General features: G+C 40.3%; 27 protein-coding genes. 6 read left to right on the top strand and 21 right to left on the bottom strand.

Features of this window, described 5'->3' with window-relative positions; translation table 11 throughout:
* Window positions 1–146: 146 nt before the first annotated feature.
* The 4 genes from NST31_RS15590 to NST31_RS15575 form a co-directional block, all read right to left on the bottom strand.
* Entirely contained in the window at window positions 147–1028 is an 882-nt protein-coding gene (locus tag NST31_RS15590; protein ID WP_077112823.1) for an agmatinase family protein, read from the bottom strand.
* Window positions 1021–2424, bottom strand: coding sequence for an APC family permease (locus tag NST31_RS15585; protein WP_339161866.1), 1404 nt, complete (start codon window positions 2422–2424; stop codon window positions 1021–1023). The genes NST31_RS15590 and NST31_RS15585 overlap by 8 nt, the downstream gene beginning before the upstream one ends.
* 893 nt (window positions 2425–3317) lie before the next feature.
* Window positions 3318–5021, bottom strand: coding sequence for a M20/M25/M40 family metallo-hydrolase (locus NST31_RS15580; protein WP_339161864.1), 1704 nt, complete (start codon window positions 5019–5021; stop codon window positions 3318–3320).
* Window positions 5022–5184: 163 nt separating this feature from the next.
* Complete coding sequence (locus NST31_RS15575; RefSeq protein WP_077112829.1) at window positions 5185–5925, bottom strand: IclR family transcriptional regulator; 741 nt, start codon at window positions 5923–5925, stop codon at window positions 5185–5187.
* A gap of 311 nt (window positions 5926–6236) precedes the next feature.
* Here NST31_RS15575 and NST31_RS15570 point away from each other — a divergent pair, with 311 nt between their 5' ends.
* Window positions 6237–6443, top strand: coding sequence for a hypothetical protein (locus tag NST31_RS15570; RefSeq protein WP_339161862.1), 207 nt, complete (start codon window positions 6237–6239; stop codon window positions 6441–6443).
* Between the two features lie 31 nt (window positions 6444–6474).
* Here NST31_RS15570 and NST31_RS15565 read toward each other — a convergent pair whose 3' ends face one another.
* The 7 genes from NST31_RS15565 to NST31_RS15535 all read right to left on the bottom strand — a co-directional run bounded on the left by NST31_RS15565 (window position 6475) and on the right by NST31_RS15535 (window position 9477).
* Entirely contained in the window at window positions 6475–6723 is a 249-nt protein-coding gene (locus NST31_RS15565; protein ID WP_339161859.1) for a DUF2164 domain-containing protein, read from the bottom strand.
* Between the two features lie 12 nt (window positions 6724–6735).
* Window positions 6736–6966 (bottom strand): hypothetical protein, encoded by a 231-nt coding sequence (locus NST31_RS15560; protein ID WP_339161857.1) that lies wholly within the window; start codon window positions 6964–6966, stop codon window positions 6736–6738.
* On the bottom strand, window positions 6956–7474 hold the full coding sequence (locus NST31_RS15555; protein WP_339161855.1) for an RNA polymerase sigma factor: 519 nt from the start codon (window positions 7472–7474) through the stop codon (window positions 6956–6958). Before NST31_RS15555 ends, NST31_RS15560 begins: the two co-directional genes overlap by 11 nt.
* Window positions 7461–7835 (bottom strand): hypothetical protein, encoded by a 375-nt coding sequence (locus tag NST31_RS15550; protein ID WP_339165576.1) that lies wholly within the window; start codon window positions 7833–7835, stop codon window positions 7461–7463. The genes NST31_RS15555 and NST31_RS15550 overlap by 14 nt, the downstream gene beginning before the upstream one ends.
* A gap of 60 nt (window positions 7836–7895) precedes the next feature.
* Complete coding sequence (locus tag NST31_RS15545; protein ID WP_077112839.1) at window positions 7896–8450, bottom strand: hypothetical protein; 555 nt, start codon at window positions 8448–8450, stop codon at window positions 7896–7898.
* Between the two features lie 68 nt (window positions 8451–8518).
* A complete protein-coding gene (locus NST31_RS15540) occupies window positions 8519–9151 on the bottom strand; it encodes a hypothetical protein (RefSeq protein WP_339161851.1) in 633 nt (210 codons plus the stop codon).
* Window positions 9148–9477: a PadR family transcriptional regulator gene (locus NST31_RS15535; RefSeq protein WP_077112841.1), complete on the bottom strand. Its 330-nt coding sequence runs from the start codon at window positions 9475–9477 to the stop codon at window positions 9148–9150. The genes NST31_RS15540 and NST31_RS15535 overlap by 4 nt, the downstream gene beginning before the upstream one ends.
* 237 nt (window positions 9478–9714) lie before the next feature.
* Here NST31_RS15535 and NST31_RS15530 point away from each other — a divergent pair, with 237 nt between their 5' ends.
* Entirely contained in the window at window positions 9715–10119 is a 405-nt protein-coding gene (locus NST31_RS15530; protein ID WP_077112842.1) for a DUF1259 domain-containing protein, read from the top strand.
* A gap of 672 nt (window positions 10120–10791) precedes the next feature.
* Here NST31_RS15530 and NST31_RS15525 read toward each other — a convergent pair.
* The gene (locus tag NST31_RS15525; RefSeq protein ID WP_339161848.1) at window positions 10792–12192 is read right to left on the bottom strand and encodes a sodium:alanine symporter family protein; all 1401 of its coding nucleotides are present in this window, start codon (window positions 12190–12192) and stop codon (window positions 10792–10794) included.
* Between the two features lie 1513 nt (window positions 12193–13705).
* Between NST31_RS15525 and NST31_RS15520 the strand changes: the two genes are divergently transcribed.
* The 4 genes from NST31_RS15520 to NST31_RS15505 all read left to right on the top strand — a co-directional run bounded on the left by NST31_RS15520 (window position 13706) and on the right by NST31_RS15505 (window position 15399).
* Window positions 13706–14494 (top strand): helix-turn-helix domain-containing protein, encoded by a 789-nt coding sequence (locus NST31_RS15520; protein ID WP_339161846.1) that lies wholly within the window; start codon window positions 13706–13708, stop codon window positions 14492–14494.
* Window positions 14495–14553: 59 nt separating this feature from the next.
* A complete protein-coding gene (locus tag NST31_RS15515; RefSeq protein WP_077114133.1) occupies window positions 14554–14778 on the top strand; it encodes a type II toxin-antitoxin system HicA family toxin in 225 nt (74 codons plus the stop codon).
* A gap of 75 nt (window positions 14779–14853) precedes the next feature.
* On the top strand, window positions 14854–15174 hold the full coding sequence (locus tag NST31_RS15510; RefSeq protein WP_253191977.1) for a toxin-antitoxin system HicB family antitoxin: 321 nt from the start codon (window positions 14854–14856) through the stop codon (window positions 15172–15174).
* A gap of 21 nt (window positions 15175–15195) precedes the next feature.
* Window positions 15196–15399, top strand: a complete 204-nt coding sequence (locus NST31_RS15505; RefSeq protein WP_339165574.1) for a hypothetical protein — start codon at window positions 15196–15198, stop codon at window positions 15397–15399.
* 70 nt (window positions 15400–15469) lie between these two features.
* Here the strand turns inward: NST31_RS15505 and NST31_RS15500 are convergent, their stop codons facing one another.
* The 9 genes from NST31_RS15500 to NST31_RS15460 all read right to left on the bottom strand — a co-directional run bounded on the left by NST31_RS15500 (window position 15470) and on the right by NST31_RS15460 (window position 25184).
* Window positions 15470–16060, bottom strand: a complete 591-nt coding sequence (locus NST31_RS15500) for a hypothetical protein (RefSeq protein WP_339161843.1) — start codon at window positions 16058–16060, stop codon at window positions 15470–15472.
* On the bottom strand, window positions 16053–16667 hold the full coding sequence (locus NST31_RS15495; RefSeq protein WP_339161840.1) for a hypothetical protein: 615 nt from the start codon (window positions 16665–16667) through the stop codon (window positions 16053–16055). Before NST31_RS15495 ends, NST31_RS15500 begins: the two co-directional genes overlap by 8 nt.
* Before the next feature lie 24 nt (window positions 16668–16691).
* Entirely contained in the window at window positions 16692–17468 is a 777-nt protein-coding gene (locus NST31_RS15490) for a hypothetical protein (protein ID WP_339161837.1), read from the bottom strand.
* 276 nt (window positions 17469–17744) lie between these two features.
* Window positions 17745–18662 (bottom strand): M23 family metallopeptidase, encoded by a 918-nt coding sequence (locus NST31_RS15485; protein WP_339161834.1) that lies wholly within the window; start codon window positions 18660–18662, stop codon window positions 17745–17747.
* A gap of 91 nt (window positions 18663–18753) precedes the next feature.
* Window positions 18754–19644: an N-acetylmuramoyl-L-alanine amidase gene (locus tag NST31_RS15480; RefSeq protein ID WP_339161833.1), complete on the bottom strand. Its 891-nt coding sequence runs from the start codon at window positions 19642–19644 to the stop codon at window positions 18754–18756.
* A 40-nt stretch (window positions 19645–19684) separates the two neighbouring features.
* On the bottom strand, window positions 19685–20077 hold the full coding sequence (locus NST31_RS15475; RefSeq protein ID WP_339161830.1) for a phage holin family protein: 393 nt from the start codon (window positions 20075–20077) through the stop codon (window positions 19685–19687).
* Window positions 20078–20106: 29 nt separating this feature from the next.
* Window positions 20107–20490 (bottom strand): hypothetical protein, encoded by a 384-nt coding sequence (locus NST31_RS15470; RefSeq protein ID WP_339161828.1) that lies wholly within the window; start codon window positions 20488–20490, stop codon window positions 20107–20109.
* A gap of 12 nt (window positions 20491–20502) precedes the next feature.
* Window positions 20503–23211 carry a phage tail spike protein gene (locus tag NST31_RS15465; protein ID WP_339161826.1) on the bottom strand — a complete coding sequence of 903 codons (2709 nt, stop codon included), beginning with the start codon at window positions 23209–23211 and terminating at the stop codon, window positions 20503–20505.
* A complete protein-coding gene (locus NST31_RS15460) occupies window positions 23202–25184 on the bottom strand; it encodes a distal tail protein Dit (RefSeq protein ID WP_339161825.1) in 1983 nt (660 codons plus the stop codon). The genes NST31_RS15465 and NST31_RS15460 overlap by 10 nt, the downstream gene beginning before the upstream one ends.
* Between the last annotated feature and the right edge of the window lie 3 nt (window positions 25185–25187).

Raw genomic sequence — 25187 nt, 5'->3', positions numbered from 1 at the left:
GAAAATGGATGGAGTACATCAATAACACAGTATTGACTTTATATAGTTAGCCTTGTTTTACATTCGGCAAATTGCTTTTTTCCCTTCGTTGACTAACTGGCGCCAACAAATATCGCAAAAAGTTGCTTCTCCTCTATTTCCTTGTTTTATTCAACACTTAACCTAGCGACTGCGCAATCAAACATGATGCGGGCGGCAAAGGCAGTTGTAATATCCTGATGATCATATAGCGGATTGACTTCAGCTATATCGAAAGCATCAACGACATTGTATAACTTCTCCAACATGGACATGCACTGGACAGGGGTCAAGCCACCCGGTTCGTTGGCACCCGATCCGGGTGCATATGCCGGGTCCAATACATCGATATCAAATGTCAAATAAATTTTCTCAACATCTTTTAAGGCATCAAGAGCCTGTTTAACAACTTGGGCAGGAGAAGATTCATGTACTTCTCTTGCCGATATTTGAACAATGCCATTTTCTTTTAAATATTTTCCATACCATGGATAATTATAGCTTCGCACACCGATCTGCACGACGTGTTCGGGCTGAATCCTCGGCAATTCCAAGGAACGGCGAATTTGGCTACTTTGGGAGAATCTTCCCTGAACTGGTGTTTCATCGACTAAATCGAGGTGCGCATCAAATTGTATGATCCCGACTTTTCCTTCTGACTCATCATGCAAAGCTTTAATGATAGGGTACGAAATGGAGTGATCCCCTCCAAGAACAAAAGGAAAAACATCTTTTTGTAGCAGCTCTTTTACTTTCGTCTCCGCATTTTTAAATGTTTCTTCTGTACTGTAAGAGACAATATCAATATCCCCGTAATCTACCATTCCGTCTTCTCTTAGTGTAAATGTCTTTCTTTTTTCAACATCGTACACTTGATTATCTTCAATTCGATTGGCAAACCATGAGAAAGCTTCCCGTATTTCTTTTGGTGCAAAGCGGGCGCCAGGTCTTCCTAAAGATGCTCCCCCATCCCACGGAAAACCTACAATGCCAAACTTTTCATTACTCATTTACAATCTCTCCCTTTGTATACGTTAATTCCTCTATCTGAATGTATTGTTTATGATATATAGCATACATCAGCAAGCCGGCAGCTGCCCATATGATAAATAGAACATATTCGATGCCTTTTAAAGAAATAGGGGTCCCGGGGACAATCATCAACAGCAAAAGCAGACCCGAAAATACAGCAGCGATATATCCCATCACAATACCGCCTGGCGCTTTATACGGACGGTGCAAGTTGGGATCTTTTTTTCTGAGGCTGATACTGCTGAGCGCCATGAAAAACCAAGCAATTAAAAAGGAGATTCCTCCCATTACAATCAACGGAAGAAGAATTCCTTGTCCCATTACAATGCCGGCTACCGAGATCACCAACATAAATATCAGGGAGTTTTTAGGTGTTTTATATCGAGAGTCAACCTTGGAAAATATTTTTGGTAAAAATCCGGCTTTCGCAAAAGAAGTAATTAAACGGCTCCCCGCAAACAAAAAGCCATTAAACGTTGTGATGACTCCCATTAAAACCCCAAAGACGATTATGCCTGCCAAAAGGTTGGAGCCGGTAGCTGTCTCGAAAGCGGCAATAAGCGGAAGTTCACCCAAGTTTACCAATTGTGATGCCGGCATAATAAAACTTGAAGATAAAACGATGAGAACATAGAGCAAGCTCCCCATCACTATTGTTCCCGTAATCGCCTTCCCAAGATTCGAATAATTTATGGAAGAATCTGCCTCCGAAACCGTTTTTGGAATGGTATCAAATCCATTCATAAAAAAGATGATGGAAGCTATCGCAAGCGCAATACCGCTGGACAAATTTCCACTTGGGAAAAGCGGCTTCATGTTGGTTGGAGACCCGCTGATAAAACCTCCGATGATAAAAACAAGAAATGTTATCACCATTAACAGGGTTGCTATATTTTGAAAAGTACTGGACTGTTTAGCACCTTTCCAGTTTAAATAAACAATGATTCCTACCATAAGAAAGCTGATCAGCAAATGGGGCAAATAAATCTTACTTCCAAGCACTGTATATAACGGAATGGAATTCATGACAGGAAATAAATAAGCAATTAGAGCGGCAACAGAAATAGCTACCCAAGGAAGAATGATTAAATACCCCAAAATTAAAAACCATCCACATATAAATGCCGGAAGCTTGCCAAGCGCTTTAAACGTATAAGCAAACTCTCCGCCAGAAACCCGAAGGCTCGAGGTTAATTCTCCATAAACAAAGCCGATGGGAATAATGATGCACATCGTTATCAATATGGCGATAACGGCGCCAATGCTGCCCGCAGAGGACATCCAGGCAGGAACTGAAATAACCCATCCTATCCCAATCATACTTCCAAATGCCAAACTAAAATAATCTCTTGGAGACATCCCATTCTTCGCCAAAACAAAAGACCTCCTTCAATAAAGTTAAATGATCTTGGGTGCAACTTGTTTCATCATTACATCGTCATTTTACGCTCCAATCTTTATTGTAAATGTTCATGGTACTCAAGTAGGCAATCCAAGTAAACTCCCATTTGAATGCGAAAGACACCCTTGGACTCCAAGCCGTCTTGTTGTTGCCATTCCTTAAAGCATTTTTTAAAGGATTCCTTTCATACCATTTCCTTTATTGGTAAAAGGAATGTGCTTGTTCCTGGAATAAAGTCGTTGATGAATTGCGAGATCTTTTGCTTTTTCCCCTAAACCCGGGATGGCAAGGTGAAAATAATTACTCTTGGATGACTCCTTTTTCAATATTTCAGTTACATTTCATTTAACCCATACATTGTCGTAATCGCTTACGACAGATTGTTTATTGTATTATTATTCTGAAAATACGGATAATTAAGTGTTACATCTATTGTTCGCATGTACGAGATGTATCTACTCCTTATTTCCGTATTATGGAATCGCTTTCTGAAATTGCATAACTATATTAAATAAGTTTTTATGTACTTTGTCAATACTTTTTTACTAGAGTCCTTTCTTTCCTCACATACATCGCTGCATTTTTCCGCCTTTTGAAGCGATCAATGAAATTGGCGAACCCTATGTCAACTTGAAAAATGCTTGAGTTTGACTGTATTAGACCTTGTTTGACTTCTTAGGCAAAAATGTCATTTATAAAGGATACTATTACATAAAGGCGTAATCAAGATGAAAGTCGAACGAACACTGGAACGCAGCATGAAACGGGATTCAGGCAAAATGAAAAGGTATGGTCCGGCACAACACCGGACTCATACCAACAAGTCGTAGTCACTTCTATAAATGAAAGTGACATTGTAAATAGCCTATAAGCGAGCACTTTCTGTTTTCAAAAATGAACGAATAATGGCGCTTTCTTTCTGTTCCAACAATTTGACAGTCGTTTGACGAATCAGCTTTGGCAATACGTGGAATGAATAAGGTTTATACACCCGCTCCGTCCATTTATGTCCGTCTTTCCCGTACACGCCCATATTGATGGATGGAATATTTAGTTCACGTATGTCATTGACTGGCAACGGGTAAATCGATTCCCATTCGGGAAAATTTTGAATCAATGAGTGAAGTTCTTCTTCCGTCTCGTGCAGCGATAGAAAGCTGCCGTCAGCCAAATAAGGGAAAAATCTTTTCAAGGCAAATGTTTCTCCAGTTTGCAACTTTGTTTCCTCTAATACTTCTTTTACGGACTGAAGAAGTTTGGCATCCCTTTCATTCTGCTCATTTAAATAATTGTGTGGCAAATAGGGAGGAGAAAAGAAAATCACGACTCTCGGTTGTTTATTAGGATCAAGGTTCTGCAATTCTTCTACCATTTTAAAACAAAGCGCCCTCGGTTCCATTTCACTATTTTCCAAACACACTTTTTTCGCCACTTCCCGCGCCGGAATTCCTTTCCCTTCCAATTCCTTTATGAAGTCCGCCAAACTAACAACTTCAATGTGCCAAGAAATGTCCTTGCCAGGTAAATCGGTACGCTCGATAAACTGCTGATATTGCCTCTTAAAATAATACTCCACATCCATACATGCTTCTTTCGTAATGGCCATCAACTTCTCCATCACTTCTTTTGCAGACAACTCAAAGAGGAAATAATTGAAATAGAGATAACTGCTTGTTGCAGTCTGTACCGTGTAGAACTCCTTATTGTCTCTTTGCTGCAAACAAGTTGGAGGAAGCGTCAATTCTCCTTCGATATGTTCCGCCAATTCCACATTATTATGGATCCGACGGGTAATTTCGGCCGCAACAAAGTTGGGATCGAGAGAAGAAAGGGTATCCCCCACATGCGCTTCACGACCATAAATATAAAAGCTCGGCAAGATTTTCCCGGCAGCACCTGTATAAATATATCGATGCGGGTCGCCGTCATAAAGGGGCGTAATGAAATCATTATTAATGGCCGACACAAATGTCAAACCTTTTTCATCTCGTAACCGCTTTAGCTCCGAAATAGCTGAAATGACTCCTTTATGATGACTTTCTTCATCAGGATTGAACATGAGAAGAATATTTCCGGGAAGCCTGTCTAAGTGCTCTGAAAAATACAATACATTGGCTAAATGGACGGCAACTCCGCTTTTCATATCAACCGCTCCCCTGCCGAACATCCAATCTCCTGATTGTGCATCCGCTTGCACATTGGGGTCTAAATCATAAGTGGCAAAAAACGCTTCCAACACATCCGGCTGAAAGGCGGCAGGCTTTAAATGTCCAAAATCTTCTACGCCCACTGTATCTATGTGCGAATGAAAAATGACTGTTTGACTAGATCCTTTCTGCCCTTCTATCAGGGCAAATACATTCTTTCTATATGGATCATCGGGTATTTTTTGCACCCATACATGATCCGGACGTTTCCGGAAATAAGGGAAGCTAAGAAGAATGTTTTGGAGGATGTCAGCTATGGTTCCTTCCCCTGCCGTGCCATTTATGCTGTTGACTCCCACAAGATACTTTGTCAAAAATTCTGCCTGTTCAGGCAAATTCATTGTTTTTAATTGTTCATACATTGTTGACACCCCTTTGTTTCCGTATTGTGGAATTCATTTCTACTTCGTGGATTAATTTAAATATATAACATTTCTCTCCTCTTGTCATCACTTTCTAGTTAATAAAAGAATATTCAGAATAACAGGTGCAAAAAATACCCCTGATACTATCAGGGGAGGTGGATTAGTAATGCCTTCCTAATTCTTTTGATATATCTTCCGCTGCTTTTTTAACCTTTTCAATAAGCAGCGGCATGCGTTCTTTCGTAATGCGAAAACTGGGCCCATTGATACTGACTGCCGCCACAACTTTGTTGCCATAACCGAAAACCGGCGCGGCAAGCGATGCTGTCCCTTCTGTCTGTTCGGACACACTATAGGCATAGCCTGTTTTTTGAATCATGGCAATGCTTTTACGCAAACTTTCTTTTTCTTCTTTGGTCAGCTCTGATTCTTCCAGAATCTGTTCCCTCTCATCTTCCATTAAAAAAGATAAAATGGCTTTATTGGGAGCGCCGATATATAAGGGAATGCGAGTACCTACTGTTTCAGCGATACGAACTTTTAACGGGCTGTCCACAATCTCAATTGTAATGCCAAAGGTTCCATCCTGGATGTTCAAATAGATGCTTTCCTCCACTTCTTTGGCGAGATTTTCCATCACTGGCTGGGCTGCGCCTCGAAAATCAATGCTTTCAAGCACCTGCATCCCAACTTCCATCCAAAAATATCCGACTCTATAGTGTTTTGTAACAGGATTTTGCGTCACGAGTCTGTGCTTAATCAACGAACTTAATATACGATGCATTGTACTGATTGGCAATTCTGCCCGCTCTGATAAATCGGAGATCGACCATTCTCTTTTATACGGGTCAGATATTAAAATGTGAATAATGGCCATCGCTCTGTCAATCGACTGGATCATCCTATTTCTCCTATTCTAATAAAAGCGTTTCCATAATTATACTATTTTTTTAAAAAGGTTACAGTAAATATGCTGATGAAACTAGAATCTAGAGAACTTTTCCACTTGTATTGGATACAACACTATCTTTTTTTTAATCCCCATATTGACAACAAACTGGAATGAGGGCTCCCCGTCCTTCCGCCGCCATCCACTATCTCCGGCAAATCTCAAAAACCGTTCCGCGGGTATTTCGCTCTACTGCCTCACAATGTACAAGTGCTTCCGAATATCACAGTTGGTGATGGAAGAAAAAAGCGGTCCATCTTTCGATGCGGCTTGAAAAAAGCCGCTTTTTTACTACGAAAAATACTTTGAAGGCGTTCCATAAAGCCGCCAAATCGGCCACTCCGGTTCCATCCCTCTTCTTTCGATTTTTACAAGAGCCTGTTTTTTCAAAAGCTGGGACAGATGAGGCCAAAAAAATAGGAAGCCCCAATAAACTGATGGGGCATCCCCGTCCCAAATTGGCGAACTGAAAAAGGCACTGCGGCATTTTCAAGTCCAGCCCTAATTAAAAAGTTTTCGCTCCAACGAATATAAATCTTCCTCCAGCATTTGCATTCTTTCGTTGGCAACCTCTCGTGCATCACGGATGCCCTCGTTATAAAAGACGGGACCAAGGCGGTCTTTTATAAATTCAAAGCATATTTCTGCGGCCAATTCTCCTATCTCTTCGCCACGTTCTTTTAGGAAAAACGCTTGAATTTCTTTGATCATTTTTCGCTTCTTTTCCAGTGACAACCTGGGCATAAACATGGACTCACCTCTTTACAAAAAGATGAAGGGAATTGCGGAAATAATGGTCAATAAAACGGGGAAAAACATGGCGACTGCCATCCCTTTTTTCGTGAAATGAACTTCCCATACCGGTAGCGAAACCGGATCAAACAGCCAGTTAGCAGCTCTATCCAATCTTGATTTTTTCATGGGAAAGTCCGGCACATCGACTTGATACTCGTCAAGCTTTTGAACAAGCTTTTCATACTCCTTATCGTTCATCCCCGTCCACCTCCAACTCTTCCTTCAGTTTCTTGATCGCATGATGTATTCGCGACTTCACTGTTCCAATTGGAACTTCCAATATTGTGGCGATTTCTTTTTGCGACAAATCATGATAGTACGTTAATAATATAACCGCTCTTTGCTCTTCCGGCAATCGTTGCACCGCTTTTTGCACGGACATCTTTTCTTCAATCGATATGGCGGTGGGCCGTTCGGAAGCCAAAAAAGGAAGCAGCGTTCTAAGCTTTTGCCTTCTTTTCAACTTTGTGATCATTGTATTATACGCAATTTGAAACAAGTACGTTTTAAAACGGCCTTTTTCTGGGGAATATTGCTGTTTTTTGATCAGTTTTTCAAATATGTCTTGGACGATGTCTATACTTAATTGCTGGTCGCCTGAATAGCGATAAACGAACCGATATAGAGGGTCCCGGTATACTTGATAAATGGATTCGATTGTTTCTACCCGTCCATCTTCCAATCGAATCTCCTTATTTGAATTCATTGGGCCACCGTTCTTTAATTCCCTTAAATACGTAAGCAAGCTTCGTAATCAACCACATAAACGTGAAAACGCCGAACACAAATGTTTGGTGAATAAAATATTGGATCAACGGGCTCTCAATATTATCTCCCCTCAAAAGAAAAACAAGCAGCCCTGTTATATTGAGCATTGTGTAAATCGCAGCAATCAGAATAATCGTATCCCAGCGGGTCCAATAAAAATAAATATCTGTTTTTGAAAAATCAATTCTTCCCCATTTATCGCGAACAACTTTTTTATTCATGGGCGCAATGATTACAACGAATAGGGAACCAAGTACGCCCGCGACAATACTGCTGGCCACCCATCCAGTTACCGGCATCACAAAACACCATCCCTTCTTGTCTCTTTATATGTAATACAATTGGCGAAACAAAAAGGTTCATTTTTTCATCACATTATTTATAAAACGATGCTTCCCGCTTCCCCCTCCAGTAATCAAAAAGCATGTTAGCCAGGCAACAAAAGAAACGATCATCCCAAACATCAAGCCGATGGCCGCCATGAATGGATCATGCTCCGGTGTTGCCGGCTCCAACGTCAAAAACAGGTAGAGAAAAATGAAAAAAAGAATCATATAAAAACTGCTTCCGACAAAACCCATAATGCGTTGTTCTGTACGGCCTTTGTTTCCCGAGCGGCGAACTGCGATCCATAAATAGATACTCGCAATGGTTGCCGCAAACATGAACGCGACATGAAGGTAAGGAATCAACATATAACTTGACAAAACAATGAACGCCGTTGCCAAGAAAAATAATACAGCATTCAAGAAAAATAAAAACAAACCGCTCAGCCACTTATTTTTAAACCATCGTTGCTTAGATAATCTTCGTACTATCCAATGATTTCCCACCCATTCCATCATCGTATTCTTTTTAATCAAAACAACCAGGACGAGTACAATACCAATACCAACAATACTTGTTAATCCCATTTCATTCACCTCTATCTGTTTATACATCGTAATTCTAGGTATATTTTCAAAAAAAAGAGAGTACTCCTTTAAAAAGCTTTACGTACTCCAACATAATATCCCATATGGCTAATTGGAAAAAAACAAAATGTGGCAAGCAGGCACGCAATAAGAAATGAAGAGTTCAGCAAGGTGTGAAACCACCCAATGGGAAGAAAACCGAACAATGTCGCCAACATTAAGATGAAATTGGGAATAATCGCGGTTCCAATCGTGCGCGACAAAAGCTTTTTACCCGAAACACCATATTCTTTGCCCATTTCAAATCCCAAAAATGCCCAGTATCCCGTATACGCCAGCAAAATCGTCCAGCCGGATTGCGACAACATGTCCCACATCCACTGCAACATATCGATTTGTAAGACATTCGCCCCAACCGCAAGGAATCCACCCGCAAGGAAAAACATGAAGTTCATGTAAATAAACCATTTTTTAGCCGCTGTTGTATGAGGTGTGGATGAACGGATAAAACCTTGCGCCAGTTGTTGGGGGCTGCCAATTTGACTGATTGCCAGTGATATCGCCTCCTGTTCAGACAGCCCGTCTTGGCGCAAACATTCATTAATATGAACCGAAATTTCATCCACAATGGCATCCCGATCCGAATGATCTTTTAACAATTCCCTGAGCTGCTCAATATATTCGTTCTTTGTATGTATCATTGTTCTTTCCCCAACATGCGGTCCATCATATTTGAAAATAACGTCCATTCTTTCGTTTTGGCTTCCAGCATTTTAACACCCTCCGTTGTCAAACGGTAATATTTACGCGGCTTCCCTTTTTTTTGCTGTTCCCAATAGGAATCAATATACCCCTGCTGTTCAAGCTTGTGCAAGGCAGGATATAATGTCCCTTCCCTGACACGCAATGTATGATCACTTCTTTGTTCCATGACCTTGGCAATCTCATAGCCGTACATCGGACGATCACCCAATAATTGTAAAATGAGCAAAGAAGTACTTCCTTTTAAAAGCTCTCTGTCAAACATGTCCGCACCTACCTAGAGATTCTATGTATATAAAACATACCTTTTTTTTGTCAAAAAAGCAATGATTTCATAAGTGTTGTGCGGGATTTTATAGAGCCTGGAGGACAGACAGGCTTTCTCCTTCTATATATTCCTTTCTATTTTAATTGCCTTGTTTTTCTACTATTAGATTCTTATCTATACAAGCTCCCCCGCCTTTACATAGCATATTCTAAAGGTTCGAAAGGAGGAGAACCCATGTCCAAAACATGCCAGAAATTAGCAGATATTATTGGAGGACAGGTCATTACGGCTGCACCTGTTTGTGTTGTTCAACGCCTTAGAAATATAAATGCCACTATTTTAGGCAGAAGAACACGTTCACCATTGGCTCTTCCGTTTGCATTGTCATTTGAGAATAATAAAGGGGGCAACACATTAAACCTGGGTGAAACCGTGATACTTCAGCGGGAAATCAACCCGTTTATGTCAGCATTAAGAAAACGCGGACTGATTGTTACAGCCGTCCATAACCACTGGCTGTTTGATAAACCGCGCCTTATGTACATGCACTGGGAGAATACAGGCAACCCTTTTAATTTCGCACGTGCGAGCTTCGAAGCGGCAGTAGAAGCAGGACTATTTAAAGGACGCGATTACTAAATTTTCAGGGCACCCCAAACTGATGAGGTGCCCTACATTTATAAGATTGACTTTTTAATGATACTTTCATGAAAGAGAGACATATTTTATAAAAGTGGAACTGAATGATGACATGAATGCACATCAACATGTTCGGAAATTTTCTCAATGGCCTGATGTGTGGGACATCCAAGATTCAAAATGGCAAACTGTACAAAGCAAATCACTCTTACATATCAGATCGTAGGGAACAATCCCCCAGTGATTTTCTCCACCAACTTGACAGAACTTCATTGAAAGCTGGACGGACAGAATCAATCGAACCATTTATCAAGTATACCGTGACATCCCAAATGCTTGCCGAAATATTGCAAAGCCCATAGTCTAAAGAACATTTTCTTTTTTCTTTTAAAATGGGCAAAAAACTCCAATTGACATGATTGACATGATGGGCGACTGATAGTTGTTGTTCAAGAGCCTCTTACGTAGAATGCGTACATTTTAAAATGGGTCACTTTTAAAATTTCTTCGAGATCTTGGCATTTTTAAAATGAAGGATAGAGCAATTCGCACCTTTTATAACTAGTCTCACCCCGACTGTCATTTGAACAAAATCATTTCCTCTTAACGCCGCACTTCGGTCATTTAAAGAGCAAAAGTTTTGTATACGGATTTACATTATTTTACAAAAGACTACTCGGCCTGTTTCTCAGAGGAGTTTGACTGTGAAGATGACCTATTCTTCTTATAAATTCGTGTAAAATAGTCATTGGTCACTTCTCTTACATCATTATTCAGTAATATGAGTGCCAAAACGTTAGGAACAACGATCAGAGCCAATAATATGTCGAGGAATTGCCATACAAACTTTAGTCCCCCGATCGCTCCGATAAAAATGGCAACCACATAAATAAATCGCATGACCTTGGAGAATGTTGTGCCAAATAAATATTCCGCCTGTTTCTCGCCGTAAAAAATAATGATCACGACAGTGGAGAGGACAAAAAAGAATAAACTGACCGCCATAAAGGTTCCAGCCAGCTGACTTCCGAAAACTTGGCTCCAAGCTTCTGTCACCATGGAAGAAGCTTGTTCCCGCTTAACCTCTTTCCATACCCCGGTCCCTAAAATAACAATAGCCGTTATTGTACAAATGATGAGTGTGTCGACAATTACTTCAAATATTCCCCAAAAACCTTGCTTGGCAGGATGATCAATCTTAGCCGTGGCATGGGCGATTGGCGCCGTTCCCATTCCTGCTTCATTGGAATAGGTTCCCCTCGCAAGCCCCCAGCGAATCGCGGCCGCAACTCCCGCACCGGCAAAGCCTCCGGCAGCTGAAATTGGCGTAAAAGCATGCTTAAAAATCATGGTGAATACGGACGGAATAACGGATATATTAGAAAATACAATGATGAGTGACCCGATAATATACACTCCAACCATAAAGGGGACAAACTTTTCCGCCACCTGGCCAATCCTGGAAATTCCACCATAAACGATGATCCCAACAAGAAACATTACGATCAGTCCTGTCACTTCTGGAGGTATATTAAAAGCGCCCTTAATCGTTGTTGACAATGAATTGGACTGCACCATCGTGCTTGCCACAATTTCCAGCATTAAGGCAAATGCGAAAAAGAGTGCGACAGGTTTCCACCCCAAACCTTTTTCGATATAATACATCGGTCCCCCGACCCATTCCCCTTTTTTATTCTTTTCACGATATTTGACACCCAATACAACCTCTGAATATTTAGATGCCATTCCAATTAATGAGACTAGCCACATCCAAAAAATAGCACCCGGCCCACCAAAAGCAATGGCAACCGGCACACCGATGATATTGGCAGCTCCGACAGTCGAAGCCAATGCGGAAGTTGCTGCCTGGAAAGGGGTTAATGTTCCTTCGCCAGAATCCGGTTTGCTCAGAATCTTCCCAAAAGTTTGCTTAATAATGTGAGGGAAATACTTGAACTGAAAAAAACCTAAACGAAAAGTAAGAAATAAACCGCCCCCCAGCAAAAGCAACATCATGGGAAGACCCCAAATCACTTCGGATATTTTCGAAATTAGCTCCATCAATTTTTCCAACAATCTTCTCTCCTTCGATCCGCAATAGCGCTTTCATTTAGTGCAGACGAAGAAAACGCTCCCCTTTATTTTTCTGCTATACGGAAAACGTTTCCATTCATGTTCATATTATAAACAACCCAGAAAAATTTGTCCATTGATTTTTTTACTTTATCAACTGAAAAAAAAGTTATTGACATAAAAAATACCCTCACCAAAGTGTGGAGGGCGGAGTGGTAACCGGGCTTCATCCCTTTCATGTTATAAAATGTTCATGACATGGGTTCATGATGTCTGTTCCGCTTTTCGAATAGGAGTTCATGATGTCAAAAGATGTCCCTGTACTCGCTCAATCCAGTAACTTATTTCAAGTCACGGTAAATCCACTGCGACAACTTACAATCGGTATTCTCTCTTCCATGCGAATACGCTTCACTCCTTTAAAGTCTGTCCCCCTAACAGAAGCCCCATCATATCCACAATCCTTGTCAAATAAATGAACAAATGTCAACACCTCTGTCATAGCCTTTTTTTGTTCATAATGAAAATTTAACGTAGGAAAAAACCCTATAGCCTTTGTATTAAGGGTTAATAGAGTTGTGAATTCTGAGGATAAGTCTATAATTTTAATATGTTCTTACCATTTTCTTGCCATGGAAAAGGGAGAAGTACACTAAAAAACTAAATCTATAATCATTGTTTACACTAACTTTCGACTAGACTAATGATCGGGTTAGGAAATTAAAACTCTTGAGTAATGCAAAAGCTCTATCTGAAATATAGATAAAGAAAAAAGATGAAAAACAAAATCACATAAAAAAGAATTTTTTTCAATGAAGGCTTGGTAAATATATCAAAAATTGCTATTGATATAAGGATTATTAATGAAATAATCATTGTAGCTGTATTTAGGAAAAAGGTGATTAAAATACCTGTAAGTATCAACAGTAGTCCTATGATTGATTTTTCTTTCATTTTGACTCACTCCTAAAAACACAATCTGAAAATAATTCTAGCAGAAATCACCTTACCCAACATTTGACATAGAACCAACAAAAGAAGCCGTCCTCAAAATAGAAGACGACTTCAAACTTGCTGAAATTATTAAATGAAAGCTACCATAGCTTATTCCACGAATGTTACCACACAATTACAATCTCCGTCATATGAACGCAGGTATGTATTGGTGGAGACGGTGGGAATCATATAGACAGTACTGTTAATGGTTTAACATTAAGCAAAAAGGCTTGATGTCAGGCGTTTCAATGACTTGCTGATCCCATGAATAAGTGTTTAATTTTATTGATTTGTTACCAAAAATGTTACCACGGAAAGGGAGAAATAAAAAAATAACTTTTAAAAACAAAAGAGCACAGCGTGTATAAGTGGTGTCCCCACACCCTTATACCGTCCGCCTGTCCAGACCAGGCAAACACTTGCTGTACCCTTATGTCTATTTTACAGTCATAGGGCTTATTAAGCAACGGTTTGCTAACAGGCCGTTGCTTTTTTGTTTCCAGAGGGAGACAAAAAAATGAAGAAGATTGATGTTATAGCAAACGAAGAATCATATACAAACCTTTCTACATTTAAAGATGTGGAATCATTAAATGAAACAGTACGCACTTACAGAGACGTTATCAAGTCGTCCGTTAAACGGGCTGATGTACAAGCTAGACTGATTAATCTATTGGAAATTTTAAAGCGCCACAGTTGCAAATATGTAGGCGTTAGTTTCCTATGCAAAAATTCAATTGCTGGCATGTTAGAAGTAAGCTACAAAACTGTACAAAGACTTATGAAAAAACTCGTTGACCTTGGCATGATCCGGCAAGTAGCAATGAAACGGAAATCCGATATGCTACAGACGGCCAACGCTGTCATTATTCAACCTGTTAAAAAGGAAGTGTCCGACAAGACCCCTGCTAAAAGTCCGACAAAGTGTCCGGCCAATAAAACAACTTCTATTTCTTTAAAACAAAATACTAATAAACGTAATGACGCCTCTCTTAATGCTAATTTTGTTGCACATTGGGTACCGGAGCGCTTTGCATCTTTAGTAAGCTGTTTTTACCAAGAAGCTAAAACCATCCAAGAATTTTGGAAGGTTATTAAACAATGCAATCGCGTTGTAAATGTTTTTACTGGTGACAGGGCATTTAACAGTGAGCAGGAGTTGTCTATTGGGATCAGGGCGATTAAAGAGTTTGTGATGAAGGTAAAAGAAGGTGTTCGGATGAAAAATAAATTTGGGTATTTTAATGGCATTGTTAATAACTTGATGGACAAGCTCTATTTTGACCGGGAATTTATGGCAGAGTAACAAAAAGACTTGCTTTGTAGTACCATATATGATACTATAATAATGGAAGGAGGGAACAAATGGCGAGGGTTGAAAAGCTCATCGAAAAGATGAGAAACCGCCCTAACGGAATAAGGTTTAATGAGATCGTCAAAGTCCTTGAATCTAACGGATACATAATGGTGAGAATTAGAGGCTCACACCATCATTTCCGAAACGAGTACGGAGACGTCATCACGATACCTAAACACAATCCCGTTAAGGCGGTTTATGTGGAAGATGTTTTAAAAAGGATTGGGGAGTAGGTTCCCCTTTCCTACCATCTATTATAGACAATTCCTCGCCTGTTTAAAATGGTAAAAAAAGATGTTAGTTATTACATGGAGTTACCTTATTCAATCGTTATTAAAAAGATTAACGATGGCAGCGGCCAGTATTATTTTGCCGATGTGCTGGAATTAGATGGCTGCCACAGCCACGGAGATACCGCTGAAGAAGCATACAAAAATGCCCGTGAGGCTATGGAGGGATGGCTTGAAACAAAACTGGAACACGGCGATCCCGTTCCAGAACCACGTGAGGATTACAGTGGGAAAATCAATCTTCGCATGCCAAAATCCTTGCATCAAAAACTGGCCATGTTAGCGGAGCATGAAGGCGTTAGTCTAAATCAATACATGCTGTATAAACTTAGTCAGTAGAGGAGTTTTTAAAAAATGAAAATTAAAATCGGCCCCCGTAAACCCAGCCTTAAAAAGCGTATCAGCGCCCGGACGAGTATCAAAAGACAGGTCGTCCATCGTGCCGGGCTTAAGATGCCGCGTGGGTATGGGTGGGTCAGAAATCCTAAACGGTACGTCTATAATAAAGTGTATAACCGGACAACGTTTGATATTTTTAAATTGATTAAAAAGCTGTTTAAGTAGAGCCCGGCCAGCGCCGGGCATGTTACTTAGCACAAACTAAAAAAGCCCCTTTGCTAGGTGCTGCAATTTTTCAAGGGACTTTAACTCTATGGGCGATTATAGAACTTTTTAACTGCCCGCTAATTTCACCATTATCCACTTTTAGACTAAAGTCATGTTTACCAGGGGCATCAAAAATTACAAAGAATTTGTAATGAATAAACCGATCTTCTTTAATCGTCACAAATGACTGTCTTAGTATATATTCATAACCATCTGCATACTTCGCTTCTCTTTGAGTCTGATTAGATATTTTTACTTCCCAATTTGTCTTTGTAATTAGTTTGACATCAGGTATTTTTGTTGTCGGTATCGAGGAAGTAACAAATAAATCAATTTGCGTTTCTTTATTTATAAAAATCTTCTCTTTTGGAAAAAGAGCTATTTGCACAGCATCAGATTTGTTGCCTTTAAGTATTAATAAAGTTGACACTTTGTCATTAGCATTCTGAAGTTCTGATTTCTTATTTGTATATAAATCAAGAAGGACCTCAATGCACAGTAGACAAATAATTAACACGCTTACCCAATAAAAATATAACGGGCTCTTAAAACCTTCCCCAATAAGCGCTCCTAAAATAATGAGTAAAAAGCTTATTGCTATCCCTATAATCCTATTCAATTGTACTAATTATCCTTTTAGTAAAATTAATTAAAAATACTTCATCGCTATTATCCACCGATATATCACCGTTATTTGCAAAACTAACGTTTTGACTATCAATCAATAAAAGAGCTCTGTCTATGGTGCATGAATCAGCTATCTCATAAATTTCTTCTTTAGTTATAAAATCTTGACTTAATAATTCATCAGCCTCATTGGTGTACTCGAATTTTTTTATACTCCCTCCTAAATTTTTTATTAGTTTAATTATCGATGAATTATCTAAAACACTTTTTTTGATTTTCGCTTTTGTCTTATTATTGACACTATTTATTACTTCATCTTGATACTTTCTGTTTACATACTCCACTAAAGCAAAATTACTTTCTAAAGTAAAAAAGAAATTTACCAAGGAGGAGTAGGGATAGTTGTACTGCTTCCCTAATTTTTTGGTGCCAATTTGGTATTCATCATTAATGTTGAATACTGCATGATATAAACCATTATTAAATTTATTAAAGTGAAAAAGAGAGACATCATCTTCTTTCTTTAAAAAACTCACTTTATTTTTTGACAACTTTATTAATTTCTGTGGATTGTCAACTTTTAATAATGAAAATTTCATCCCTACTCCGCCTCCTTTACAGTATTATATGCTCTTCAATTTTTTCATTAAAAAAACCGTAAAATTATCAATTGAAAACGTCCCTAATTCATTTGTCTCAAAATATGCCCTATGTCCATTGTTATACAAATTAATGGTAATGCTGTCAGGTGCTCCGGATCTAGATATAGGTAATTGAAACTTTATATGGGAAATTTTTCCGTATTTTCTATAAGCCTCATCAACTTCTGATGGGTGTAAATCATTTGCCAAATCAATCTCGTAGGAAACTTTTGTGGTTTTATCTCCATCTTTATCTACTCGGTCTATTTTAGCTGCGGACCAATCATACAAATCATTGTCCATAATTTTTCTTAATAAGATATCATCAATTTTCAATAAAGAGGCTTCGAACCCCAGACTTTCCACAAGAGCTTTTATCTTTCCTCTTACCTTCTCTTCAGTGCTATTTTCAAACCTTAAAACCAAGTCACTATCTTCCGTTATAATAATACGTGCTTTAGAGTAAAATGTAAACTGTGCCTCGTTCGTTGTTATGTCATCCTCATCAAAAACCGTATCAAAATAATTTCCTAAATTTATTAAGTCAGTTCCATAAGCTTCCAAAAGCTGTATATCTTCACGAGTTTTAATTTGAGGGTTTAAAAAGCCTTGACCGCTTATCCTTCCATCTTGTCCAATTGTAGCAAACTTTGTATTCATTTCTTCCTGAACTTTATTTAAGTTTAGTTTACCCTCTGTTGTATAGAATAAGTCAAGTTGTTCAGCTGTATTTAACTTATATACAGTAATAGATGCCAAAATAAGCCCCCCTGTCCATAATTAATGAATTCCTTCGACAGATGGAGGCATTTTTCCTTCTTTTTCTATTTTTATTTTGATTTTTATAATCTCAACTACTGAAGAGGGACCAAATGCGAAAGATAACATTATATCGTCTAATTCTTTTTATTTAATCACCGCGCCTGTCTCCCGCTCAACGTAAATATTCCATTCTCCACATCTTGATTATGCGGAATTAGTTCAAGCAATTAAAAAGCCCCCTCACACCAGAGAGGGCAAATGCGGAAGCTCTGATCAGTACCAAAAATTATTTACGTAATTATTATGGAGCCATTCTTCTCGGCCTTTATTGTTCCCAATACAAATCCAATTTCCATACTCCTTATAAATAAAACCCTTGTGTCCTTGCTTTAGCAGTCGTGAGATTTCACCATTTTGATCTGTCGTATATCTTGAATATACTTCTTTTACAGTTACTGTAAATTCGCCAATTCTACCACCTTTTAAATCAAACCAGCGAATATTAGCATATTCTTTATTAGCATTTGAAATCCATTCTTGTTCTCCTTTGTTTGTCCCAATGCAACGCCAGTCTCCACTTATTTTATAAACATAAAATCCTTCCCCGCGTTTTTTTGTTCTTATAATTCTGCCATTCGTAGATGGCTGATTCCTTACGTTTAATACGGGAACAACAATTGTTCCTATGCCGATTCGTCCGTTTTTCGTAAGATGAGCATACTCTGGTTGCGGTACTCCAGTTTCACCTCCAGGATCGCCACCTCCGGAATCAGAAAGATAATTTAATGGATTCACAGCGTTACTTTTATTACCATTCCACGAAGGCCTATGAAGCTCAAAGTGCAGGTGTTGACCATCTACCTGACCTGTTGCCCCCATGTATCCTATTCTTTGTCCTTGACTAACTCTGTCTCCAACCTTAACCGTCCTTGATCCTTTGTGCATATGAGCATAAACAGTTTCCCAGGTTTGGCCGTTGATGTTATGAACAATCATCACACACTCACCGTAGCCTCCTGTTGAGAAATAGGAACGCGAAACCGTTCCAGCTGCGGATGCAATAACAGGAACATTATATTGATACCCGGAACCTTTCACGTCCAAATCAATCCCATGGTGGTTCCGTCTGCTCGGAGTCCGAAAGCCTGATGTTACTACAAAATCCCCTCGTAATGGCCAAATAAAACTCATTTGCAAACCTCCTATATATTATCTATAGAACGTACGTTCCTATTTATTATAACACAAAACAGGAACGTACGTTCTATTTTTGATTAAATTTTTACCCTCTCATCTTCCTAAGCAACAGTGAATTTTGAGCAGCAGTTCCCGCATAATTCTTGATACCGTGCTTTAAAGCAAGTTTTTTCCGGTTAGCAAAAGATGAGTCAACGCCAATCGACTTGAGATAATCAACGATGCTGTTCGTTTTTTGATCGCCTTTTTTGGCAGTCACGGGCTTGGCCGCGGCGGGTTTGCCTGCACGCATTTTATTTAGCAATGTGAGGTTTTGAGCCTCAGTCCCTTTATATCCTTTGATCCCGTATTGTGCGGCCAATTTAGCCCGGTTAGCATAGCTGGAATCCACACCAATGCTTTTCAGGTAGTCAACGATACTGCTACCGGTGTAGCCGCTGGATGGCTTGCTGGCGGGCTTTGATGCTACAGGTTTGGCTGCACTTGCACCTTTAACCATTGCAATAAAGTTGCCCCAATTGATCCCCTTTTTGCCATTCCGCAAGTATCGAGGGCAGTCTTTCCTGCTCCATCTGTTATGCTGTACGACATTGCTTATAGGGATTTTGTGACGAGCCATTAACACCTTGACCAACTCTGCGGCGTTTTTGACAGCCTTATTAAAATCTCCATCTTTGTTTACACATATCTCTATATGAATCGACTGAGTGTTCCCTGGACCTTTCCCATCTCCTCCGGCCCAACATTTTATATTATCAGGAAAGGATTGAATAACCCCTTTTTCGTCAACCTGATAATGCCAGCTTGCTTGACGAGGGTTAAGTTTAGACTGCAAGTTTGCATGACTTTGGGCATTGGCTCCCGTACTCTCGTTAGCCGTCTCATGTATTGTAATAAAGTTACACGGATTGCCTGCGCCGAAAGTTCGATTGTTGATGACGTTTTGTGATGCCAATTGTTGTTTGATTGCTACCATGATTTGTCCTCTCCTTTTTGTAATAAAAAAAGAGCAACGCTTATGCGTCACTCTTATCGTTTAATTTTTCCACTGCTTTTTTGAGAACATCCGGCACTGGTAAATTGGTTTTGCCTACTGTCTCTAAAATACTCAACAATTCATTTGCCAAATAAAAGAAGATGACAGCGTCTCTCATAAACGTGCCATCTCCCATAATCGTATCAATTGAGTATGCTACTGCTACCAGTGACAAGATGATTACCTTTTTGGCAATCCCCTTAAAGCCAACTGAACTATTTAATTCCCCGTGTGTGGCCGCAACCAAGAAACCCAGCACGTAATCCATGATGATAAAAATAACAAGCACCTGTAACAAAGGCGACCAGCCTCCCAATAAAAAAGTAATGATCGCCCCTGTGACAGCGACAATTGATTTTATTAAGCTTTCCATGCCCTAACTCCTTTCAAAATAAAAAAGCCCTACTCGGCTTCGTACTTCCATTCCTGCTTTTCAAAATCCCACACTGGCTTACCCTTTGAATAGTCTGGCTCAACATATATACCGCCCTCTGCGTCTGCCAAGACACGCTCCACCTGCTGTATATAACCAAAGCTATCAACAACATAATCGTTTTTCCAACCGAGGAAATTATAAGCAACAGGCACATATGATAAGTCTTTTATTTTCAATGTTTCTCCATCCAAAACAGCTTCTTCTCGGTTTTCAAATATATATAGCGCTACGTCTTTTGGTAACGAGTATGCAAACCTGTAGCCCAACATAGTGGACGGCGAACTCCCGGCCATCTGAACAGCTACATTTGTAATCTCTCCGCCTATTTCTTCTATGTGCAAAAAAGCCATGGTACCCCTCCTTTAATCGTGCATACGGAAATAATTAATTCGTAAATATGGACTTACATATGCGTTCTCGGTTGACGTTCTCCGCCAGTAATTTCCTTTTGCTAAAAAATATAAAAAGGTCATTTCTCCTGTGGGTTGCCCCAGATCAATGGTGATGTCCTGTACACTAGACGGTGGGGTGAAACCTTTTGGAGGCTCCCATGTCTCATTTCTGTATGCATCGGTAAAAGTACCTAAGTGCAAAATATACTCATCGTTCCACGCTACTCGGTTTTTGGTAATGGCATATTCATTTTTCGCGCCAGAAATATTGGCGGGTCTGCCATTTAAAATTCGATCCCAAGAACACCCGCCTTGCAAACGTACCGTAATTTTCCGTTTTTGATGCACCACCGCAATATAAAACATACTTTTGGGAGCCGTGGTGTCGAAATCATAAGGAGCCTCATGAGTGAAATAAAATGACCCCCAGTTTGTGACTAACGGGGACCCTGCCTGAGGCGCTCCAGTTTGGCCGATGATGTCCATAGCAACACGGCTCGCAATCACTTGATTAGGTTCAGGAGATTCGTTGACCCTCTGGATGACTTTTGTTTTTTCGACACGGGTTTCTACTTGTTTATCCGTGTGTTGGTTAGCTTCTTCTTTGGCGGCATTCGCCTTTTGTTGTGCGCCAGTAGGCGTTTCTGCATATCCCCTTGTAAAGTTTTCAGCCTCTGCCTCAACTCGGTCAGCCTTCATTTTTTCGATTGCCCGAATCGCTTGTTCAAAGCGTGTGGATAAGGTGCCGATCGCATTTCTGTAGGCAGTAAATTTGTTGTCAACATCCTGCTTTTCGGCAGGAGTTGTCTTTCCATCGGCGATTGCTGAATTTATTGAACTGACCAAAGAGTTATAAGCCGTATTAAATGATAATTTAGCGTTGTACAGATTGGATTTAGCAGTACCGGTAAGGTCAGCGTCATTGTAGACAGTGATATATCTGTTGTCTACGTCTGTCTTTTCAGTATTGAGGCTATTTATATACTTTTCAATCGCCTTTGCCTCTGACTGCTCGATAATCCCGTCAGAAAAAGCACCATCTATATACGAATCCAGATTATTAACACGGTTATTAATGTTTGTGATGTCTGTGTTTACGTCATTAATCTTGTTTTGCGTAAACGTATTGGCATCACTAAGCGCCTTGCTTGCTTTTGCTTGGGCAATACCGTCAAGTGCTTCTTCTAACCTTTGCGATAATAACGATAGTTTTGATCGGTAATCCACGAATTTATTGTCAACATCTAATTTTTCAGACGGTGTAGTTTTTCCGTCGGCGATTGCTGCGTTAATTGAGTTAATGAGCGCCGAATGAGACATGTTATATGCATTTTTTGCATTAAAAAGGTTTGTTTTAGCCGAACCAGTTAAACCAGCATTATCATAAATCGAGCTATACTGACTATCCAATTCTGCTTTTTCCACGTTGAGGGAATTAACGTATTTCTCGATTGCCTGGGCTTCTGACTTTTCAATAAGGCCATCCGAAAAGGCCCCTTCGATATATTCATCCATGTCTGTTAGAGCATCGTTTATATCGCTTATTTCCCCTTGCAAAGCTCTTTCCAAAGCTTCTAGTTCGGCTGCATTAACTTTTTGAGCGAGTACTTTTTTTAATAAAGCTATTTGTTTTTCCAAGTCCTCTTTTTTGTACTCGATGAAATTCCCGATTTTAAAGTTTACGACTTGCCTTGTGGCTGGATTTTCTTGCACCTCTTGTATTCTGGCTTCAAGATACAAAGGCGGATTAAACCCTTCATCCTTAATCCGAACAGTCTGCCCAAGCCTGATACGCTCATGTGACCTGCCAAAGACGTGTTCGAGAGATACAGCTTCGCACTCATAACTAACTGCTGCGTCATTGCGTTTTTCCAGTTCGTTTTGCGTGAGAGTTCGTAACCGATCTTCTGTCATATCTTGGTCGCTTGATTCCGGTTCGTACACCTCAATCAGATGTTGGCCATTACGGCCCCAGCGTTGTAGAGCTTCTTCGTTTTCAACAAGTACGGCAAGACTTGATCCGTCCTCTTTTTCGGGACCTACTCCCAAAAGTGCCGTAACAATGCGACTACTGTCCTCAACACGCTTGATGCCGATTAAATCTTTTCCAAAGGTAATTTCTTTTCCCTCGAAGCCTGCAATCTGCTTTTTCAGATCAACGTATCGGCCGACTATCCGCCTGCCCTTAACCTCCACACGAAAGCGCAACTCTAAGTCAAATGTAGAGGCGACCTGTTTTAGAAAGTCATATGGATTGGTTAGATCGGTTATGGTGATTGTTCGTATATTTACAAAATCAATGTCGCCTAGCTGCCACTCTGTACGTTCGAGCGCATAGTGGGCGGCAGTCTCCGGGGTTTGTCCTTCTAGGCGTATCGGCTCAATAACCTTTGCTTTTTTCAGGTCGATAAAACTTGCATCAGACTTAACGATTTTTTCATTTCGTTTATATTGCTCGGCGTAATTGATAATAAACTCACTAAAAAAACCGTCTGCATCTTGTACAAGCAGGCGGTTCCTCTTTTCCAGTTTGTCAAACTTTTTTAGTGCAATAAAATCGAATGTGTTTTGATTTTCAAGTGAACTTGTTATAAGAGACTCATAATATTCCCCTGTCTCATTGTTGAGTGTTTCGATGATTTCGTCAGTTTGCTTGTCCAATACGTGTATCAGCGCCATCTGTTTCTCCACCTCACTGACATAGTCTCGATAGCGTCTGCTGGCTCGATAGCCAAAGCATTTTCACCCGGTTTCAAAGCGAAATATTGGCCGATGAAGGCTTTTTCTTTTTTTACATCAATGCCATTTTTATAAATGACATTTTGCGGATGATCAAACGTAATAATGTCGCCTGTTGTAGCGACATACGGAACACCGGGCTTTTGTACAATTTTATCAACGGCCGCTCTTTCAGCCCGATTGCGATTCAATGTAGGAATTTGCCTATACGCCTGGAAAACGATTGCCACCGACACTATCGGACGTTGGTATTCTCCTTTTACGTCTTGAAATATCTGTATTCTTCGGTCTCGTACACCTCCGAATAAACCCGCTGATTCCTCCGCTTGGGCAACAATCCTCCGACCTTCACGCAAAATAGAGATGTATCCGTAAAAGTCTTTCCAATCGGGCACCTGCTCGCGCTTTAGCGAGAGTATTTTTCTCGGTTCACCGCGAGAATTATACACGATTACTTCGGGACGCACCACTTTGCCATAACTGTCTTTTATAAAGTGAAGTGACATGACAGGTTTGTTTACGCTGTCTAACGCATACAGTTCTTGGCGCCCGACACTCGACAAACCGGCCGGGAACCTTGGGGTAGCCGCCCGCAGATAAGATGTCAAGTGCAAAAGTAAATCTTGAACAGGCTCTGGCAGGCTTTTTGCCAATGCTGGACCGTGCCACTCTAAGCCCGGAACATAACCGTAACTTGACGGAAAAAAGCCTTGCGAATCGGCTGATATAATGCCGTCCGTGATCGTGCCAGTGTAAGGAGAAAACTTTATTTTTGCCCATCCGACTGTCGTTTTTAGATAGTCCATCAAGATATTACTATATTTTTCGTATACCGGTTCCTCTGCGTCCGGTATCTCTCCGATCATGTTGATGTCATGACCGTTACTGATCGACACAAATGGGGTAGGCTTTTTAAGCTTGACCTCCACGACTGGAAACGTGTCGGCCGAGCCTTCGTTGTTAATTTCTAATATTCCCGTATCTTCGGGAGCCGGTGACCACGGGGTTGCGGTGTCTCCTAGCTCTAGTTTTATTTCAGTAACGAAAATATCGAATGGCTTGCCGCGACTCCCATATAACATGAGATTTATTTGATCGACCTCGTCCGTGGTGTTGGGGACCGCATAAGTAAACTCAAAACGTGAGGGCTCTACACCAATGTCATCAATCATCGTTGTGATCTTTCCGTCTATCGTTGACCAACTCTGAGATACGATTTGATTGTCTTTACGCCAATGTATCCCTATTTGAAAGCCGCCCACATCTGGCGCCCTTTTGTATGCTATCAAAGACACCGTAATTACATCTTTAGCTTTTAAGTTTAAATTAAACACTTGTTGCAGACCTCTATATGTGTCCGCGGTACTACTGTACATATGCAAATAGTTTTTATCGGCCCTTATAAACTCCTGATTAAAGAGATTCCCTCCTTGAATACCCCAACTAGTTAAATCTTCATTCGGAAAGTTGGAATTCCTTATATAATTACGTCCACTCCCCGGCTCGTCGCTAGGGGCGGATTGCTCCGTGCCGTATTTGTGGGGGTCGGGGCAGACAAATTCTAAAGTACCACTTCCCCAATTCACCACTTCTTCTAAATCAAGGCTACCATTGACATAAGCGTAATAGGTTCTGTCGGGTTCGTCCGAAATAATAAGGGGCGCGGGATCGTCTGTTACAAGCCAATCTGCCAATTCCTCTTTTATCTTTTGAAGATTTTCCATCGTTAAACCTTGTACTAACACTGGCAGACGGATGACTCTTTCCTCTGTTTGTGTTTCTGCTGGGTATCCTCCTGGTCTACCCGGCGCTCGGATAAATTCCCTGTTCACTGGCGCCCAGGCAGGCCGTTCTTTTCCTCGTAAGACAACAAGTCGCTTGTCGGTTTTCCCGTTAAAATTTATGGTTGTCACACT

The sequence above is a fragment of the Siminovitchia sp. FSL W7-1587 genome (assembly GCF_037963795.1).
Taxonomy (GTDB): Bacteria; Bacillota; Bacilli; order Bacillales; family Bacillaceae_C; genus Siminovitchia; species Siminovitchia thermophila.
This window is presented reverse-complemented; position numbering and strand designations above follow the sequence as displayed.